Raw genomic sequence first — 17,671 nt, 5'->3', positions numbered from 1 at the left:
TCCACGACTATGCTCACCGCAGTCCCAGAGCCTTCAGTTGTTCGGCAATCTTTTCAGCGCCGCCAATCGTTTGCACACTTGGGTTCATGGCCTGCCCGTTCATCACAACGATTGCGTTGTTCTTCACAGCCTTCATTTGGCTCGTGGCTGGATCGGACTTCAGGAACTTGATCTTGGCTTCGGCCTTGTCGAGGTCCCAGCGGTTGCGATCGACCTGTGCCACGACAATGACGTCAGGATCGGCAGCGATGATGGTTTCCCAGTTGAGAGCTGGGGATTCTGCTTCGGAAGAGATGGCGTTGGTGCCGCCCAGCACATCTGCAATGAAGCCGGAGGCGCTGTTCTTGCCGCCCAGATAGGCATCGGCTGATGGCGAGGGGCTGGAGAACCAGAAGACATAGGAAAGCTTTTTGCCATCCTTCGGAGCTTGCGCTCTCAGCGCTTCTTCACGCTTCTTGAAATCTGCAATGACAGCCGCGCCTTTGTCCTGAACGTCGAAGATTTGAGCCACATCTTCAATCTCTTTATATTGCGCGTCCATATTCCAAAGAGCGGAGCGGTCACCATAGCCGGATTTGTCCGTTTTCACGCCAGGCTTTACGCACATGCTTGGCGAGAGATAGCTGGTGACACCAACCTTATCCAGATCTTCGCGCTTTGCGACCTTGCTCGAAGGGCCGATGAGGCTTGGCAGTGCAGCAGCCACGAAATCCGGGTTTTGGGCGAGGATGGATTCGAATGTCGGGAATTCAACCGTCAGCACTTTCACCTTCGAATTGGCTTCCGCCAGTTCCGGCATAACCTTGTTTGGCCAGAAGGCCGTGCCCGCCATCTTGTCCTGCAGGCCGAGCATCAGCATGATTTCAGAGCTGTTCTGGCCAAGGGTAACAGCGCGCTCGGGAGCTTTGTTGACGGTAATGTTGACGCCGCAGTTTTCCAGCGTGAGCGGATATTGAGTGGATGCAGAAAACGCCGGGCTCGCCGCCAAACCCATTGCTGTGCACAATCCCGCTAGCCCCAACAAACGCTTCATCGGTTACTCATTCCCCTGCTACGGCTCATCAGCCAATGTAAAAACAGTGGTCGTATAAACAGCAATTCCTGCATAAACAAGATTTAATTTGTCATCTTTTAGGCGACCTATATTTTCTTTCCTCAATAGAAAATTGCGCTCCTTTGGACTTTCTATTTTCAGGCGAGCATCCTTGAAAAGGAAGCGCCTACCGCTGACATGACAGCCGTGGTAAAGGACGCCTGAATTGACGGATTTCCGCTGTTTGAAGCGAAGAGCGAAGAAGAACGAGTTGCAAATGACCGCCGCAGACAAGAACAGCGCTTACTTCAAGGCTCCGGTCTTCGCCGTTGCGCCCATGATCGACTGGACTGATCGTCATTGTCGGTTTCTGCACCGGCAACTTTCGCGCAATGCGGTTCTGTTCACCGAAATGGTAGTGGCGGACGCGATTATTCATGGGCCTCGGGAGCGGTTGCTTTCGCACCACGCGGCAGAGCATCCGGTCACGTTGCAGCTTGGCGGGTCTGATCCGGCTAAGCTGACGGAGGCGGTGAAGATTGCTGCGGACTTTGCCTATGATGAGATCAATCTGAATGTCGGCTGTCCTTCGGACCGTGTGCAGAGCGGAACGTTTGGCGCGTGCCTGATGCGGACGCCGGATCTGGTGGCGGACTGCGTGGCGGCCATGAAGCGGGTGACGGACCTGCCGGTGACGGTGAAGTGCCGTATCGGGGTGGATGATCAGCAGCCGGAAGAGGTGCTGCCGGAATTCCTCGGCAAGGTGATTGCAGCGGGTAGTGATGCGGTTTGGATTCATGCCCGAAAGGCCTGGCTGCAGGGTTTGAGCCCGAAGGAGAACCGCGAAGTTCCGCCGCTGGATTACGATCTCGTCTATGAGATGAAGCGGGCGAACCCCGATGTTTTCATCGGCATCAACGGCGGTATTCAGGATCTGGCCCAGGCGAAGGCGCATCTGGAGCATGTGGATGGCGTGATGCTGGGGCGGGCTGCCTATCAGAATGCCGGGCTGCTGACGGGTGTCGATGCAGCCATTTATGGCGAGCCGGAGCGGGCGTTCGACTGGCTGGCTCTGCGCGACACGATGATGAGCTATGCGGACGAGGTGATTGCCTCCGGCGGACGCCTGCACCATGTCACACGGCATATGGTGGGGCTGTTCCAGGGCTTTGCCGGAGCAAGACGCTTCCGGCAAATCCTCTCGTCCGAAGCGACCAAGCCGGGGGCCAGCCCGGAGCTGATCGCCACCGCTTTCGCTGCTGTCGATCTTTCCAGTGAAGCGGAAAGATTAGCCGGCTAAATCGTTACACATCTTCCTGCATATGGCCGGAAATCCGGCGCTGTACATAATCCACATTGCCGCGCACATAAAGGGAAAGCGGCTTGCCACCGTTACCAGCCAAAGCAAGAGCGATAATGGAAACATCGGCCTCATATACTGTGACATACAGAACCTGCGCCGGATTGATGAATATGGGCTGGTTGTGAGTGTTGACGAAGCCGATCATTCTTCTTCCTTTAGTCAATGCTTGTTGGCTGGCATTTATGGCAAAACCTACTTTATGAGCCTTTAACGCGGAATCATTTCATTAGGGACACACGAGAATGGCAAGTGCAGTTGTTTGGCAGCGGGTTGAAGGTGCACTTCTCTTCATCGTGGGGCTTGTGCTGTTCGATCATGTCAACGAAGCCATGTCGTGGTGGTTGGCATTGCTGGTGTTTTTTGCGCCAGACCTGAGCTTTGCCGGTTACCTGCTGGGGCCGAAAGCCGGTGCCGCGATTTACAACGCCGCGCACATCTATGCGCTTGGCGGTGTGCTGCTGGCCGTGGGCTTTGCATTCTATCTTCCCCTTCTTTCCACGCTTGGTGCCTTGTGGCTTGCCCATTGCGGTTTCGACCGAATGCTGGGCTATGGTTTGAAACTGCTGGATGGCTTTTCCCACACGCATCTGGGCATGATTGGCAAAGCCAAATAGCGCGGGCAGGGCCAAAGACCCCACCCGCGCCTGTGATGCCGCGTCAGTTATAACCTCCGCTCGCCCGCTGCTCTGCCGCCTCGCGCTGGGCGCGGTCGAGATCGCTGTTGCTATCGGCGGGTGTATCGGCCAATTGCTGCTGCGTATCGGAAGACGTGCCGCCATTGCTCTGGCCGGAAATCTGCACCCGGCCCGTGCCCGCACCGCCGGAAGCATGGGCGGTTGGCAGCTTGCGCGTATCGAAATAGGTGCGGAAGGCGGTGATTTTCTCGCCATCATGCTCCAGCACGCTCACGCCGCCATAGGTAAAATCCTGCCCGTTCATGGAGCCCTTGCTGGTCCATTCGAGGAAGGACGCGCCATCGGAATCCTTCACGGCGCGGAAATCGGAACTGATCGCTTCAAAGCTATCGCGATACTGCGACCAGAAGCGTTTCGCGCTATTGGATTCGCCATGCCGATGCTGCATCAGCGGATTGGAAATTTCCGCCGCAGCCGAAAATAGCGAAGCAATGCCATCCACATCCCGCTCGGATTCCAGACGCTTCAGCGCCTCGATGAAGGTTTGAGCCAGTTCGGCCATGGGTTTCTCCTCTTGGTTGGAGCAATGAAAACCGGCGAAGGAGAGGGATGTTCCGGCAGCACCCGCTGGCAAAGAGCGTGATGACATGCGCATCCATGGAAAAAATCCCTCACTTCTTGCAGTGGATGCCACAACCGCAGTGACATAACGTGGTTGTGGGACCGGCTTGAACGGGTCTGTCCTGGGGCGTGGAAACCCCAAGAACATCGGCTGGCATCCACCGCATGAGATGCCCCCTCAGCCATTCTTGAGTGGCTGAGTGCTTGTGATTGCCCTATAAGGCTCTCCACCTTCTATGGCTGGGGAGGCCCCGACGCATGTCCAAGGTGCTTGCACCTAAAGGTCGGGGCGGTCGATTGTTCTCGGCTTTCCAACTTCCCGGCCGCCAGGGGCCTTATCCAAGCAACCTGGCCCTTGGCGTGCCAAATTCTCCGTTCGTGTTTCGTGTGCTGTGGCATGGGTATCCGGCCAGGCGGCTGTTGCTGGCTGCATGGCTTTCTACCGATGGTGCAAAGGCCGTGCGGGAGCCATCAGGATGACGGATAACTATAGTTTCGCTGCCGATCTGCTGGCCACCTTCCGCGCATCCCCAGATATCATCAAGGCGCTCTGGCTCATCATACCGCCGGGCTTCATAGTGTGTGTGCTGAGGCTGTTGCTGCGATGGCGCGAGGGCAGGCGCGGGCTGAAGCTGCGGCTTCGGCGGGGCAGAGACCTTCGCCAGCCACCGACGGATAGCTTTCGCCTGTTGCGGCGGCAGGGCGCACGACAGGAACTGCTCGGCCAGGAGGAGTTGGGCGGGATCAGTGCTGTGCAGCCAGGCCAAATCCTGCCTTCTCCCCGTGAATGAATTGATCAGGTTCACAACAAGGGTCAAAAAATCCATGAGTGGTGGCGGCAAATCACCCGCTGAGGCGAAGCAGAGGGGCACGGAACCACGGGCAAGAGGACCGACGCAGCATTGAGCGCGGCGGCAGGCCCGCACGTTACACCAGAAGGCGGGCATATACGCGCCTTCCGCCAGGGCGCGAAAATAGTTCTCTATCTCATTCACATCACGAAACTTGCCCATTTTGCCCCCGCGTTAAGATTCCAATTGAAACGAACCATGCGCCGATGTTCACGCGGCCTGTTCAGCCCGTGTTGTGAAACTCTGATAGGCCGGGGCGCTGAAAGCTGCCTCGTATGGTATGGGTAAAGTGACACCTCTCAGCGCCCCGTTCAGCGGTTTTTGCACGCGACTCCGGTCTCTCTGCCTAGAGTGATGGGGGAAGCCTTTTAACCGCCGCCTGACCGAAACTCGGTCGGACCACAGACGGCGAAGCTGACCCTCACCACTCCCCATGTGTGCCGCACAGGCACGCCCGGCGCGCTCCTTCGGAGATGAAACGGCAGGCTGACGTCCGACGCCTGACCGCTTCCCCCGTTGTCGCCAGAGGGAGACCATTTTCCGCGTACCCGGATGAGAAGGTTTTGCGTCTTGCCCCCCACACCCGCGCCGGCCCCGCATCGCCAGCACGCCTGCTGGTGTAACCGTTGCGGAACGAGCAAATTGAAACACAGGTTTTGAGCGTGGTGTATGGAAAAACGCTAAGTGGTTGATTGGGTTGCAGTGGGGTGGGGTTTTGTTGGCACCCCACGGCTAAGATCGACCACTCAATTTCGAGAATACCCGGACGTAATACAAGAACGCAAAACGCCCTTTTCCATTGAGTGCGGGTACTTGAAAACAACTCTTGCATGTGCTGTAACGCGCAGAGGTTATGGAGATACAAATGAAACTTATCTCGTTTGAAGTGTATGGCCTTTTCTCTCGCAGGGGCGTCATTAAAGGCGATTTCACAAAAGATTTAAGTATTCTAACTGGTCGGAATGGTGCTGGTAAGACAACTTTGCTTAAACTTCTTTGGTATATAGTAAGTGGAAATATACTTCAAGCTCTATCGGAAGTTTCATTTCAAAAAGTGCACATCGTTACCGATAAATATCAGTGCACTGTGCATAAACTGAGTGAATCCACATGTAGGATAGAGTGGGTATCAGATGGAAAGAGGGAAGTATTTGAAGATCATTTTGATCGTGATGATGATACATTTGTGAATGCTGAAGACCAAGTAATCCCTCTCCTAAAAACTACAGGAAGTTCGGTATTTTTTCCGACGTTTAGGCGTCTTGAGGGTGGGTTCACATTGAATGGACAGAGTAGAAGGCCTTCATTATTTGAAGATAGAGCCGCTAGAGCAAAGTCAGATATAGAGCAAGCCCTGCAGGCGCTTTCTGTCCGCTTATCAAGTTCTCCTCATACATTTGTGTCTTCGTTATCGACTGTTGATATAGTGAGCATTCTTCTCAGGCAGTATGCGGATTTGTCTGAAACATATAATCGGCTGCAACAGAATACCTCCCAAGATATTATTAGGCGGATAAGAGACTATAAGACAGATCAGCCAGATGTTGGAGGAGGAATAGAGAACGTAGAGTCGGCCAACAGCGTAATCGACGAAATTCGAAGTAAAGTTGAAGTTCTTGAAGTTCAGCGCAAAGAGATAATGACTCCGCTTGAGGGAGTTCGTCTGATTGTGGAAAAACTATTTAAACATACAGGCATAAATATTGGGACGCGCTTGAGCTTTGGAGAAGCGGCAGGTGCAGTTAGTTCTGATTCGCTTTCTGCAGGTGAAAAGCAAATGCTTAGTTTCATTTGCTATAATGCCTTTTATAAAGATAGTATTATCTTTATAGATGAGCCTGAACTTAGTCTTCATGTTGATTGGCAAAGACAATTGTTCCCGACGTTGTTGGCTCAGCAATCTTCTAATCAATTTATTATAGCAACGCACTCACCATTTATATACAGCAAATATCCCGATAAGGAGATTTTAATTGATCGCGATCGGGGTGACGCTGAAAAATGAGCGCGACACTTGGACAAGGAAAGACTGAGCTCGATTTTAATGAGATCATCGCAACTATAAGGCATTCATCTCTTCCGACAATAGTTATCGAAGGAAAAGATGATGTAATTGTTTATCGTAAACTTGAGGATTTGTACGAAGTATCAGTTCTTCCTGTGGGGGGGAGGGAGACTATACTTAAATTGTTTAATAACCTCAGCAATCAAGAGAAGAAGAAGATTATATTTGTCGCTGACAAAGATGCTTGGTGCATAAAAGGAGTACCGAATGAATATCGGGACTTCAATATTGTTTTGACCGACGGATACTCATTGGAAAATGATATAATTAGGGACGGAGAGTTCCTAGGTCTGATGGATACTTCAGAACGAAAACGTTTTCAGCAGGATCTTGAAAAGTTTTTGAAATGGTACGCCCTAGCATTTAGCAGATTTCTTGCTGAGCAAGAGACTGCCATCGAATTGCATCATTCTGAAGTTTTTAAAAAATACGATGAGCTAACTGCTATCAAGGATGGAGAGAATTTTCCTCAAGATCTTTTCCAGATTTTGAGTGAAGATCCTTTCAAGTTGGTGCGAGGTAAGTCAGTATTGAAGCTGATCGTCGAGCATATTTCTTATCCCGGGCGTTATGCAAAACATCATCACAGATCATTAATTGAGATGGTCGCCTTAAGGCCGGGGGTTAATCTGAAAAGATTATTTGAGGAAATTGGGTTACGTTTAAGAGGCGAAATTTCTTGAACAATAGTGTCGGGCAGTGCCACCGTGTCTAATACAGGAATCACACTTGATGTATTCGATACAACACATACGCGACAAACGCGAAAAACAAACCAATCAGCAGCCATCTGACTGCCCACCAGAACCATGATTTGGGGCGGCTGTCGAAAAGCACTGAGGCGAAAAATTCAAAAATCAATTCGAAGATCATGATGGCCGGGATATAGGGCGGTTGTGGAGGGCTTTGAAGGTTTTGTGGTGGCGGTTTGGTGTCGGGCGAAGGCACCCCCCTCTGTCCTGCCGGATTGTTGGGCGGAGCCGCGTGTCTCTGCCCGTTCTTTGGCCCCCACCTCAAGGGAGAGATCGGGCCGTTTTCACTTGAGGAATCCCGTCAACTGCCTCGAAGGTAGGTGACGTAGAACACGTACACGGCCAATAAGCCCACAAAGAAATAGGCGATCCGGGCCCGCCAGCGGGCGAGGCGGCTTTTGAACGGGCTGCCGTTGTGGATGTGGTGCAGGATTTCCAGCAGTGAATCCAGAAGTGTCATGACGGGGACTTAGAGCGCCTTCTCACCTGATTACATCAGATCGGCGCTCCAAGCTCTTATTTTTTGAAGCATAATCTTATCGATCCTCGTTTCACTCCGGTCGGATTATGCTCTAGCGCCCCGGTCTGCCTGTTTTACCCTTGGTGCGGCTTTTGCGCTTTTGGTCTACTGGGTCTTCGTAGGAACCTGCACCGACTTTTCCGCGTACGAGGGGGCGGGGATCATCCGGGTTCAGGCGTTCTGGCTGGCCTTCGAGGAGTGGGCCTTTGCGGCCTGAAGAAGTTTCCGGCTTTTCCGGCAGCTTGCCGGGCATGGGCTTTTCGGTTCGGCCCACGGTCATTTCATCTAAATTATTCTTGCGAAACAGGGAGCCGTCATGCCCGTCGCTTTGGCTCCGGGCGTTCGTTGCTGCAATCGATTCACTGGATCGATTGCTCCGCTGCGCGGACCGCTCCTCACTTTTGCGGAAGAGGGGTTTGGCCGTGTCTGTGCCGGGGCCCATATCGTCCAGCGAGGGTTTGGCGAAGTAGGAGGTTTCCGGCTGTGACGCTGGGGCGCTGTTCTTCGATCTGCTGCCTTCCTGAGCCTTGGCCTCTTCCTTGGAAATGGGATCGTCCATGCTGGCGAGTTCGACGGCTTTGAGGCGTTTGATTTCGTCGCGCAGGCGGGCGGCTTTTTCGAAGTCGAGGTCGGCGGCGGCGTCGCGCATGCTCTTTTCCAGCGCGTTGAGGTGGCTCTGGAGGTTGTTGCCGACCAGATGGCCGCCATCGGCGAAGCCTTTGCCTGCGGCACCGGAGATATCGGCTCTGACGTGGTCTCGCTCGTAGACGCTATCCAGAATATCCGAAATGCGGGCCTTGACCGATTCCGGCGTGATGCCGTGTTCGGTGTTATAGGCCATCTGTTTTTCGCGGCGGCGGGTGGTTTCTTCCATCGCGCGCTTCATGGAGCCGGTTATGTTATCCGCATAAAGGATGACCTTGCCATCCACGTTACGGGCGGCGCGGCCGATGGTCTGGATCAGTGAGGTTTCCGAGCGGAGGAAGCCTTCCTTATCCGCATCCAGAATGGCGACGAAGCCGCATTCCGGGATATCCAGACCTTCGCGCAGCAGGTTGATGCCGACCAGCACATCGAATGCGCCGAGGCGCAGATCGCGGATGATTTCGATGCGTTCCAGCGTATCGATATCCGAGTGCATGTAGCGCACGCGCACGCCCTGTTCATGCAGATATTCGGTGAGGTCTTCCGCCATGCGTTTGGTCAGCACCGTGACCAGCGTGCGGTAGCCCTTGAGGGCGGTTTCCTTGATTTCGCCCAGCACATCATCCACCTGGCTGCGAGCGCTGCGCACCTCGACCGGCGGATCGATGAGGCCGGTGGGACGGATGACCTGTTCGGCAAAGACGCCGCCAGCCTGTTCCATTTCCCAGTTTCCGGGCGTGGCCGAGACCGCGATTGTGGGTGGGCGCATGGCATCCCACTCCTCAAACCGCAGGGGGCGGTTATCCATGCAGGAGGGCAGGCGGAAGCCATATTCCGCAAGGGTGGCTTTACGGCGGAAGTCGCCCCGGTACATGCCGCCGATCTGGCTGACGGAGACGTGGCTCTCATCGATGAACAGCAGGGCGTTATCCGGGATATATTCGAACAATGTGGGTGGCGGTTCGCCCGGACGGCGGCCTGTGAGATAGCGCGAATAGTTCTCGATACCTGCGCAGGAGCCGGTGGCCTCCATCATCTCGATATCATAGCGGGTGCGCTGTTCCAGGCGCTGGGCTTCCAAGAGGCGTCCGCCCTTTTCCAGCTCGGCCAGACGAAGCTTCAGCTCTTCCTTGATCTGCCTGATAGCGCCGTTCAGCGTGGGGCGCGGGGTGACATAGTGCGAGTTGGCGTAGATTTTCACCGACTTCAGATCGCCGGTTTTCTGGCCTGTCAGCGGGTCGAACTCGGTGATCGCGTCAATCTCATCGCCAAACAGTGAGATGCGCCAGGCGGCATCTTCCAGGTGGGCAGGGAAGATTTCAATGGTATCGCCGCGCACCCGGAAGGAGCCGCGCACGAAATTGATTTCCTGCCGCTTATATTGCTGGGCCACCAGATCTGCCAGCAGCTGGCGCTGATCGATACGATCTCCTACCTGCATCTGGAAGGTCATGGCGGTATAGGTTTCCACCGAGCCGATACCGTAAATACAGGAGACGGATGCAACGATGATGCAATCATCCCGCTCCAGAATCGCGCGCGTGGCGGCGTGGCGCATACGGTCGATCTGCTCGTTGATGGAGCTTTCCTTCTCGATGAAGGTATCCGAGCGCGGCACATAGGCTTCCGGCTGGTAGTAATCGTAATAGGAGACGAAATATTCTACCGCGTTATCGGGGAAGAAGTTCTTGAACTCCGAATAGAGCTGGGCCGCCAGCGTCTTGTTCGGCGCGAGGATGACCGCCGGGCGCTGCGTGGCCTCGATGACCTTCGCCATTGTAAAGGTTTTACCCGAGCCGGTGACGCCGAGCAAAACCTGGCTGCGCTCGCCGCTGTTGATGCCTTCCACCAGATCGCGGATCGCCGTGGGCTGATCGCCCGCTGGCTGGTATTCCGACGCCATGCGAATGGGAATGCCGCCTTCGGATTTCTCCGGCCGGTGAGGGCGGTGCGGCGTCCACAGCTTGCCATCCTTGAACAGGGGATTGCCGCTCTCGATGAGTTTCGCCAGCGCATCCACCGTGGCGGTGACCGCGCCGGGGGCAAGCGACTGCGCATCCTCCAGGCTGATATCCATGCCGGCGACCGGGTTCAGGCCCGCTGCGGCACGGGTTTTCGGGTCCGATGAGGCACCGATGGAGACGCCGCGAGAGGTTTTCTGGGCGGTGGTATTCTTGGCTGTCTCTTTTGCGCTCACGCTGCCGTCGCTACGCGACTTCGCTCCGCGGGGGCCTCGCACTGGCTCGGACGCCCGGTCGGGCTTGCGGCCTGCGGCCGATGCCTCTTCTTTCGCCTGGCGGATGGCTTCCTCACGCGCGGCGATTTCGATTTTCTTGCGGTGCTTGCCCGCTTTCGATGCGATTTCGCGCTGCGTTTCAACCGCTGAGGATTCCGCATCCGCCTCCAGCTGCTTCACCCAATCCGAAACCGAACCGGAGAGCGGCGCGCCTTCAAACGCGCTTTGCGGCGCTTCCTCGAAACCATTGCTGGAGCTTTTGGATGGGGTGTTTTTCGTCGATTTGGCCATGCCCGCGAATATGGCGAGACTCATTTCAAATTGGAAGGGTGGAGCCGAAACAAATTAGGAACAGTGCGCTGTGACTTGTATCTGAGAACATGTTTCCATAATTGACTCGCAAACGGAGTCACTGCCCATGCTTTCCCTCGAAAAGCGGATCGCGCTGAAGAACAGCACGCCGCGCACCATGCTTTCCCTGCACCACACGGAAAACTGCCGCCTGCTGCCCAACCGCACCGAGCTTCTGCATCGGCTGCCGCATGGTGGCGTGGTGGCCGAAATCGGCGTGGCGTTCGGCGATTATTCGCAGGAAATCATGGAGTTCAACCGGCCAGCGACCCTGCATCTCATCGATCCGTGGGACCTCAACCGCTACAACGAGGGGCATGAGCGGGTGAAGGGTATGTTCGCGGACCAGATCGAAAGCGGGCAGGTGCAGCTGCATCTGGGTGGCTCGACGGAGATGCTGCCGAGTTTCGCGGATGGTACGTTCGACTGGGTCTATATCGACACCGACCACTCCTACGCCAACACCTGGAACGAGCTGGTGCTGTGCGATGCCAAGGTGAAGCGCGACGGGCGCATCTGCGGCCATGATTTCTGCGTGGGCAATGTCATCAAGCCGGTGGTCTATGGCGTTGTGCAGGCGGTCAACAAGTTCTGCGTGGAATATGGCTGGCAGTTCGAATATCTGACGGTGGAGCCGGACGCGCACTTCTCCTACTGCCTCAAGCGACTTTAAGGTTACGCGACGACTCTTGTAGCGGGCCGATTGCCGCGCTCCTTCAGCCAGGCCGCAATGCGCGGCATTGGCATGGGGCGGGCGAAGAGGTAGCCCTGGCCCATCCAGCAGCCGAGGTCGCGCAGCGTCTCCGCCTCGCCTTCCGTTTCCACGCCTTCCGCCAGCATGGACATGGACAGCGCTTCGCCCAGCCGGATCAAGGCCGAGATGATGGCGCGGTTACGCTCCGAGTGATCGATGCCGGTGATGATGCCGCGATCGATCTTCAGGCGATCCACCTTCAGGTCGATCAGGCGGGTGAGCGAGGAATGGCCCGCGCCGAAATCATCGACAGCCAGCGTAAATCCGGATTGCTCCAACTGCTTGAGCTGCTCGCCTGCGATGACCGTATCCAGCAGCGCTTCTTCGGTAATTTCGATTTCCAACAGGTTCGGGCGAATGCCATGGCGGGCAACTTTCGCCGCCAGCATTTCCGACACGGAATAGAGCGCGAATTCACGCGGCGAGACGTTGATGGCGACCGTTGCATTCGGCAGGCCCATATCCGGCAGGGCGCGCAGCAGGGTGCAGGCGGCATCCGCTATGGCGCCTGTCAAACGCTCGGACGAGTGGATGGCATGAGCGGCCTGAACGATTTCCGGCGGCGCAATGAAGCCAAGCGTGGGGTGATGCCAGCGAACCAGCGCTTCAAAGCCGAGGACTGAATGCGTGTGAAGGCAGACCTGAGGCTGGAACCAGGCTTCAAGGGCCCCGCTCTCAATCGCCTGCAGGACATCCCGTTCGATCTGGCGCTGACGTTCGGCAGCAGCACGCAGCTTCGGATCAAACCTGCGCCAGCGACCGCGACCCTGCTCTTTGGAGCGGTAAAGCGCCATATCGGCGGAAACGAAAAGTTCGTCGGCATCCGTGCCATGTTCAGGATAGAGCGCAAGACCAACCGATGTGCCGATGGTGCTGGTCTGGCCATTGAGATTGAAGGGTTTGCGGACCTGCCGCAGCACCACTTCCGCTGAACGTGTGGCCTCATTCACGCAGTCGCTGCCGGTAACGATGATCGCGAATTCGTCGCCGCCAAGACGTGCGATGAAGGTATTGGCCGAGGGTAGGGCATTGCGGAGCCGCTGGCCAAACTCAGTCAACAGATCGTCACCTGCCTTATGGCCCATGGTATCGTTGACGTGCTTGAAGCGATCAAGATCCAGAACCAGAAGACCCAGTTTTGCGTCGTTGTTTGAAGCTTCGCGAATGGCGCTGCGAAGCGTTTCATTGAAGGCGGCGCGATTGGCCAGGCCAGTCAGCGGATCGCAATTGGCCAACAATTCCAGGCGCGCATTGGCCTGCAACATTTCGGAATGAGCTTTGGTGAGTGAGTTGGAAAGGGCAGTCGCTTCCAGCTTGCGGGCCACGCTTTCCACGAAAGCGGTTTCGTTGCCGGAGCAGCCGCGCCACAAAAGAACCGTGAGCACCACCACATCAATGGTGATGACAATGCCGAATTCGCCACCCGACAGAAGGACGGACAAGGCCACAGACAGGTGAATAGGTATCGAGAAATAAAGCGACAGCCACTTGTAGCCAATGCCAAGCAGGCCCGACCCTACCGATATGCCCAGCATGATGAGGTAGAGCCAGGCGTCCGTGGACATTGGATCAAAGCCTGGCAGGATAAACGGCAGAGAAGCCCAGGCACAACCTGTAAGAAACGCACCGAAGGTGAGCATTTTCAAACTGGTAGCAGGCGCTTTACGGCATAGGTCGCCCCACTGGATAAGCTTGTAAATAAGCAAGCGAACGCAAAGGGACACGAAAACCGAACCAAGCCAATAATAGCCTATCAGTTCTGCGCTACCACGAATGCTGATGAGGGCGAAAGCAGTTGCGGCTATGCCTGCATTCGTCACAACTGTGTAGGGGCATCTGCTCCAAACTGTCTGTGCTTGAAACTGGCAAATCTCTGCCGAAAGGCCTTTTGATGTCGCTTGGGTGATCGGAGCCTCCCGGTGGCAGCGAGCAGAGGGTATAATGACGACGGCCGTTTCTAATATAAGCTCAATAAAATTATCTTAAACAGAAAGGGTTAATCCTTGCGAAGCGGCGTGGCTGATCCATTTCATGACGCAACTTGGAGACACCTTTGAGGGTGCGCTTTTTCTCAATCGCGCATTTCCGGCGATAACCGGGGTACCTCAAACGGTCAATCCATATGTTTTTGCACAGTCTGGACGCAAAAACCGCTGACTCAACTATGCATCACATGCTCTCATTCCTTTGTCGCAGTCCGGACGCAAAACCGCTAACGCACTTTTGCTGGACATGCTCTAATTTGCCGAGGAAGAATCATGTTGTCCCGAAAATGGCCGCATTCACTAAGCCCTTTCGCGCCGCATGATTGAAGCTTTCCATGAGAGGGCACCGCCGCTGGTTTAAGACCACGCATAAAACACGGGAGTTCACAAGGTAATCGGATGGCTATTTCTTTCGCGACAATTGCGGCACGACGGTTCTGCTACGGCCTGAAACCCGGCGAGACACCTCCAGCAGATGTTGCGGCCCTGATGCGCCAGCTGGAACGCGGCGCCAAAGCCAAGCCCCGGTTTCCCCATGAGGGCAATACAGGACGCCGGGAAACGGTGGGACGTCTCGTTTCCGTTCGGGTTGTGGAAGCGAAAGCAGCGCAGGACGGCCGACCAAACCCGAGCCTGCGCAAGGAAACGCAGGAAGAGGCGGAACGCCTTTTGCGACGCGATGCGCTGGCGCGGGTTGCGCAGGCAGTTGCTTCCGAGAACGGTTTCTTTGAAAGGCTGTCCAGCTTTTGGGTCGATCACTTTGCCATCAATGCAACAAAAACCTACGAGTTAAGATTGCTGACACCTCTTTTTGAGGCGGAAGCCATTCGCCCGAATTTGACTGGCAAGTTTGCCGATCTTTTACGGTCGGCCGTTCTGCATCCGGCGATGCTGATCTATTTGGAGCAGACGAATTCCGTTGGCCCGGAATCTCCGGCTGCTGAACGCACCGGAGCAGGCTTGAACCAGAACCTTGCGCTGGAACTATTGGAGACCCATACACTTGGTCCGCATGGCGGCTTTACGCCGCAAGACGTGACGGGCGCTGCATTAATACTGACAGGTCTGGCGGTGGATAACCGAACTCTCGAAGTTTCCAACCGCCCCGGCCGGGCCGAGCCCGGTGCGCAAATGCTGATGGGCAAGAGCTACAGCGATAGCGCCCGCAACGGGTCTGACCATCTGGAGATGCTGGCCGATCTGGCGAAGCATCCGGCAACCATGCGGCATATATGCGCCAAGCTGGCAAACCACTTCATTGCTGACGAGGTGCCTGCCGATATGGTGGATGGCATGATTGCTGCCTGGCAAGCGAGCGATGGCACTTTGAGCACCGTTTATCAGGCAATGCTTGAGCATCCTCTGGCATTTTCGCCAGATTCAAGAAAGGTCGTGACGCCCTTCGGTTTCGTGGTCTCCGCACTCAGAGCCTTTGATGTGAAGGGTGGGCAGTTTGAGGCCCTGGTGAAAGCTGATGATGACCAGGGCGGTGACGCGGTGGCACCGCCGGACGGCAAAGTGCTGCCCAAGCGACAGCCAAGCGCCGCACGCCTTTTGACGCTGCAGAGCCTGCGGCGCATGGGGCAGCCGGTTTGGGAGCCACCGAGCCCCAACGGCTTTCCTGACGATGCAGGAAGCTGGCTTTCGCCTGCCCAGTTGACGGAGCGCATATCCTGGGTGCGAATGGCTGTGCGAATGCTGGCGCAGGATGTTTCGCCGATGGATTTTTTGCAGGCAGCGTTAGGCGATAGTGTGAGCGAACACACCCGCGCCAGTGTGGCCGATGCGCCCAACAAGGTGCATGCTTACACCATGGCCCTGGCCTCCCCACAATTTAACCGGAGGTAAGCGGATGACTGGTGCAAAACTATCTTTGAGCCGTCGCGGCTTTCTAGCCTCCGCTGCCGGAGCCGCAGCTTTGCCGCTTGCCTCCCGCATCAGCTTTGCCGCTGCGCAAGGCGATAACCGCTTCGTCGCTATACTCTTGCGCGGCGGAATGGATGGGCTTGATCTTGTACAGCCCTATGGCGATGGCGACTTTGCCAAGCTCAGGCCGGAACTGGCTTTGACGCCGGACAAGGGATTGCTGGATCTGGATGGTTTCTATGGTCTGCATCCAGCGGCGAAGGATTTAATGCCGCTTTGGCAAGCAAAGCAGCTTTCCTTTGTGCATGCCGTGGCGACGCCCTATCGCGGAGGGCATAGCCACATTGAAGCGCAGGATGTGCTTGAGACCGGCAGTTCCGATATCCGCACTCTGCGCAGTGGCTGGTTGAACCGGGCGCTGGCGCTTATTCCACGCACGGCATCGCGCAAGGCAGTGGATATTACCACGTCGGTGGAATTGATCATGGCTGGTGCAAACCAGAGCGATATCTGGACGACACAGGCCGATTTTGCCCTGGCGTCAGATGAGGCGCAGGCACTGCTGAAGCTATATGAGGGGGATGAGCCTTTTCACGCGGCCATGGGCCAGGCTCTTGAGCTTGACCCGGCGCTTCCATTGTTTGATCCCGCCGTGCGTGCTTCCGGCGCGGTAGAGCTTGGCAAGCTGACCGGATCGCTTCTGAAGGACGATTATCGTGTTGCCAGCTTTTCCTTAACGGGCTGGGATACCCATTCCGATCAGAAAAATCAGTTTGCCACTCAGGCATCCCTTCTTGCCGCCACCATCAACGGATTGCGAGATGGAATGGGTGATGCGGCCTGGGCAACGACAGTGGTGATGGCAATGACCGAGTTTGGCCGATCTGTTCAACTGAACGGGCAGGGCGGAACCGAACACGGAACCGGCAGCGTTGCGGTGCTGGCAGGCGGTGCGCTGCAAGCCGCGCAGGTGATAGCGGATTGGCCGGGGCTTGGTGAGGGGCAGTTACTGGGGGGCACGGATCTGGCGGCGAGCAGCGATTTGCGCGAAGTGGCAGCAGCCATGCTTTACCGCCAGTTCGACATGACGCCCGCCAACATTTCCGGCAAGGTATTTCCGGGCCTGAATTTCGATCCTGGCTCCCGATATTTACGGGTGTGAGAGCTATTCTGAAAGTGGCCTTGGTTTGACTTGCCAACTTCCTAACGTTTCAGGCGAGCTCTTTAGGCCATCATGGATGAAGCGATACAAACCTCGGGTGATGTGGTGGTAGGGTGTGCCCCACGCTAAAAACTGAAATACCAGTGACTGGAAAAAAGGCCCTCGGGCCTTTTTTGTTGCCGGATACGAGGGGCTTTCTCATCGCCAAAGAGAGCAACGTGTCCGTAGATGCCTTTCCACATACCTCAAGAGGAGTTTCTGAAGATCGCGGATAGAAAACTATTCATCAGAACTACCATCAAGAGCTTCTGATCACTCTCACACCGGTGGAACGGGCATAGGTTCACCATCATCATCCACGGCAACCATGATGAAGGTGGCTTCCGTGACCTTTTCCACCGTGCCGCGACGGGAGCGATTGGCCCATGCCTCGACATTGAGCGTGATGGAGCTTCGCCCGATGCGGGTAATCTCCGTGTATATGCCAAGTGTATCGCCAATCTTCACCGGGCGCTGAAAGGCCATTTCTTTCACCGCTGCCGTAACGACGCGTCCACGGGCGCGTTCACCGGCACGGATGCCTGCCGCCAAGTCCATCTGGGCCATGACCCATCCACCGAAGATATCTCCTGCGGGGTTGGCATCGCCAGGCATGGCAAGGGTGCGCAGCGTGAGTTCGCCGGTGGCTTGATCAGATGGTGACTTCGACATCGTTGTTCCTGAAATGTTGCGATGCAGGATAGAGCGGTTGATGATCAAGCAGCAAGTCCATCCACGGATTTTGCGCTCGAAATTCGTTCAGCTTTGAGGCGAACCGAGTTCCAACGGCGCA

At 55.9% G+C, this 17,671-nt stretch carries 16 protein-coding genes; 9 read left to right on the top strand and 7 right to left on the bottom strand.

Translation table 11 applies throughout. The features are described 5' to 3' along the window. Positions 1–13: 13 nt before the first annotated feature. Positions 14–1,033: an ABC transporter substrate-binding protein gene (locus AC0JZ1_RS09835; RefSeq protein WP_471882201.1), complete on the bottom strand. Its 1,020-nt coding sequence runs from the start codon at positions 1,031–1,033 to the stop codon at positions 14–16. A 277-nt stretch (positions 1,034–1,310) separates the two neighbouring features. Between AC0JZ1_RS09835 and dusA the strand changes: the two genes are divergently transcribed. Continuing rightward, the gene (gene dusA / locus AC0JZ1_RS09830) at positions 1,311–2,333 is read left to right on the top strand and encodes a tRNA dihydrouridine(20/20a) synthase DusA (RefSeq protein WP_471882200.1); all 1,023 of its coding nucleotides are present in this window, start codon (positions 1,311–1,313) and stop codon (positions 2,331–2,333) included. 4 nt (positions 2,334–2,337) lie between these two features. Here dusA and AC0JZ1_RS09825 read toward each other — a convergent pair whose 3' ends face one another. After that, entirely contained in the window at positions 2,338–2,541 is a 204-nt protein-coding gene (locus AC0JZ1_RS09825; RefSeq protein WP_471882199.1) for a hypothetical protein, read from the bottom strand. A gap of 97 nt (positions 2,542–2,638) precedes the next feature. Here AC0JZ1_RS09825 and AC0JZ1_RS09820 point away from each other — a divergent pair, with 97 nt between their 5' ends. Beyond that, complete coding sequence (locus AC0JZ1_RS09820) at positions 2,639–3,010, top strand: DUF4260 domain-containing protein (RefSeq protein WP_471882198.1); 372 nt, start codon at positions 2,639–2,641, stop codon at positions 3,008–3,010. 43 nt (positions 3,011–3,053) lie between these two features. On the opposite strand, the gene AC0JZ1_RS09815 is transcribed toward AC0JZ1_RS09820, so the two are convergent. Further along, complete coding sequence (locus AC0JZ1_RS09815; RefSeq protein WP_471882197.1) at positions 3,054–3,593, bottom strand: nuclear transport factor 2 family protein; 540 nt, start codon at positions 3,591–3,593, stop codon at positions 3,054–3,056. 317 nt (positions 3,594–3,910) lie between these two features. On the opposite strand from AC0JZ1_RS09815, the gene AC0JZ1_RS09810 reads away from it, so the two are divergent. The 4 genes from AC0JZ1_RS09810 (at position 3,911) to AC0JZ1_RS09795 (ending at position 7,251) form a co-directional block, all read left to right on the top strand. Then, entirely contained in the window at positions 3,911–4,132 is a 222-nt protein-coding gene (locus AC0JZ1_RS09810; RefSeq protein ID WP_471882196.1) for a hypothetical protein, read from the top strand. Next, entirely contained in the window at positions 4,129–4,443 is a 315-nt protein-coding gene (locus AC0JZ1_RS09805; protein ID WP_471882195.1) for a hypothetical protein, read from the top strand. The genes AC0JZ1_RS09810 and AC0JZ1_RS09805 overlap by 4 nt, the downstream gene beginning before the upstream one ends. 925 nt (positions 4,444–5,368) lie before the next feature. After that, positions 5,369–6,508, top strand: a complete 1,140-nt coding sequence (locus AC0JZ1_RS09800; protein WP_471882194.1) for an AAA family ATPase — start codon at positions 5,369–5,371, stop codon at positions 6,506–6,508. Beyond that, entirely contained in the window at positions 6,505–7,251 is a 747-nt protein-coding gene (locus AC0JZ1_RS09795; RefSeq protein ID WP_471882193.1) for a DUF4435 domain-containing protein, read from the top strand. Before AC0JZ1_RS09800 ends, AC0JZ1_RS09795 begins: the two co-directional genes overlap by 4 nt. Positions 7,252–7,621: 370 nt before the next feature. On the opposite strand, the gene AC0JZ1_RS09790 is transcribed toward AC0JZ1_RS09795, so the two are convergent. Continuing rightward, on the bottom strand, positions 7,622–7,780 hold the full coding sequence (locus AC0JZ1_RS09790; RefSeq protein WP_471882192.1) for a hypothetical protein: 159 nt from the start codon (positions 7,778–7,780) through the stop codon (positions 7,622–7,624). 112 nt (positions 7,781–7,892) lie between these two features. Next, positions 7,893–11,012, bottom strand: a complete 3,120-nt coding sequence (gene uvrB / locus AC0JZ1_RS09785; RefSeq protein WP_471883408.1) for an excinuclease ABC subunit UvrB — start codon at positions 11,010–11,012, stop codon at positions 7,893–7,895. Between the two features lie 127 nt (positions 11,013–11,139). On the opposite strand from uvrB, the gene AC0JZ1_RS09780 reads away from it, so the two are divergent. Next, positions 11,140–11,745 (top strand): class I SAM-dependent methyltransferase, encoded by a 606-nt coding sequence (locus tag AC0JZ1_RS09780; protein ID WP_471882191.1) that lies wholly within the window; start codon positions 11,140–11,142, stop codon positions 11,743–11,745. A gap of 2 nt (positions 11,746–11,747) precedes the next feature. On the opposite strand, the gene AC0JZ1_RS09775 is transcribed toward AC0JZ1_RS09780, so the two are convergent. After that, positions 11,748–13,646, bottom strand: a complete 1,899-nt coding sequence (locus AC0JZ1_RS09775) for a putative bifunctional diguanylate cyclase/phosphodiesterase (RefSeq protein ID WP_471882190.1) — start codon at positions 13,644–13,646, stop codon at positions 11,748–11,750. 564 nt (positions 13,647–14,210) lie between these two features. On the opposite strand from AC0JZ1_RS09775, the gene AC0JZ1_RS09770 reads away from it, so the two are divergent. Together AC0JZ1_RS09770 and AC0JZ1_RS09765 are read left to right on the top strand one after the other, a co-directional pair. Next, on the top strand, positions 14,211–15,659 hold the full coding sequence (locus tag AC0JZ1_RS09770) for a DUF1800 domain-containing protein (RefSeq protein WP_471882189.1): 1,449 nt from the start codon (positions 14,211–14,213) through the stop codon (positions 15,657–15,659). A 4-nt stretch (positions 15,660–15,663) separates the two neighbouring features. After that, entirely contained in the window at positions 15,664–16,839 is a 1,176-nt protein-coding gene (locus AC0JZ1_RS09765) for a DUF1501 domain-containing protein (protein WP_471882188.1), read from the top strand. A gap of 318 nt (positions 16,840–17,157) precedes the next feature. Here the strand turns inward: AC0JZ1_RS09765 and AC0JZ1_RS09760 are convergent, their stop codons facing one another. Further along, complete coding sequence (locus AC0JZ1_RS09760) at positions 17,158–17,550, bottom strand: acyl-CoA thioesterase (RefSeq protein WP_471882187.1); 393 nt, start codon at positions 17,548–17,550, stop codon at positions 17,158–17,160. Positions 17,551–17,671 lie beyond the last annotated feature (121 nt).

This window comes from Affinirhizobium capsici (assembly GCF_977018625.1).
Note: the sequence above shows the minus strand (reverse complement) of the source record. Positions and strands in the feature narration are given on the sequence as shown.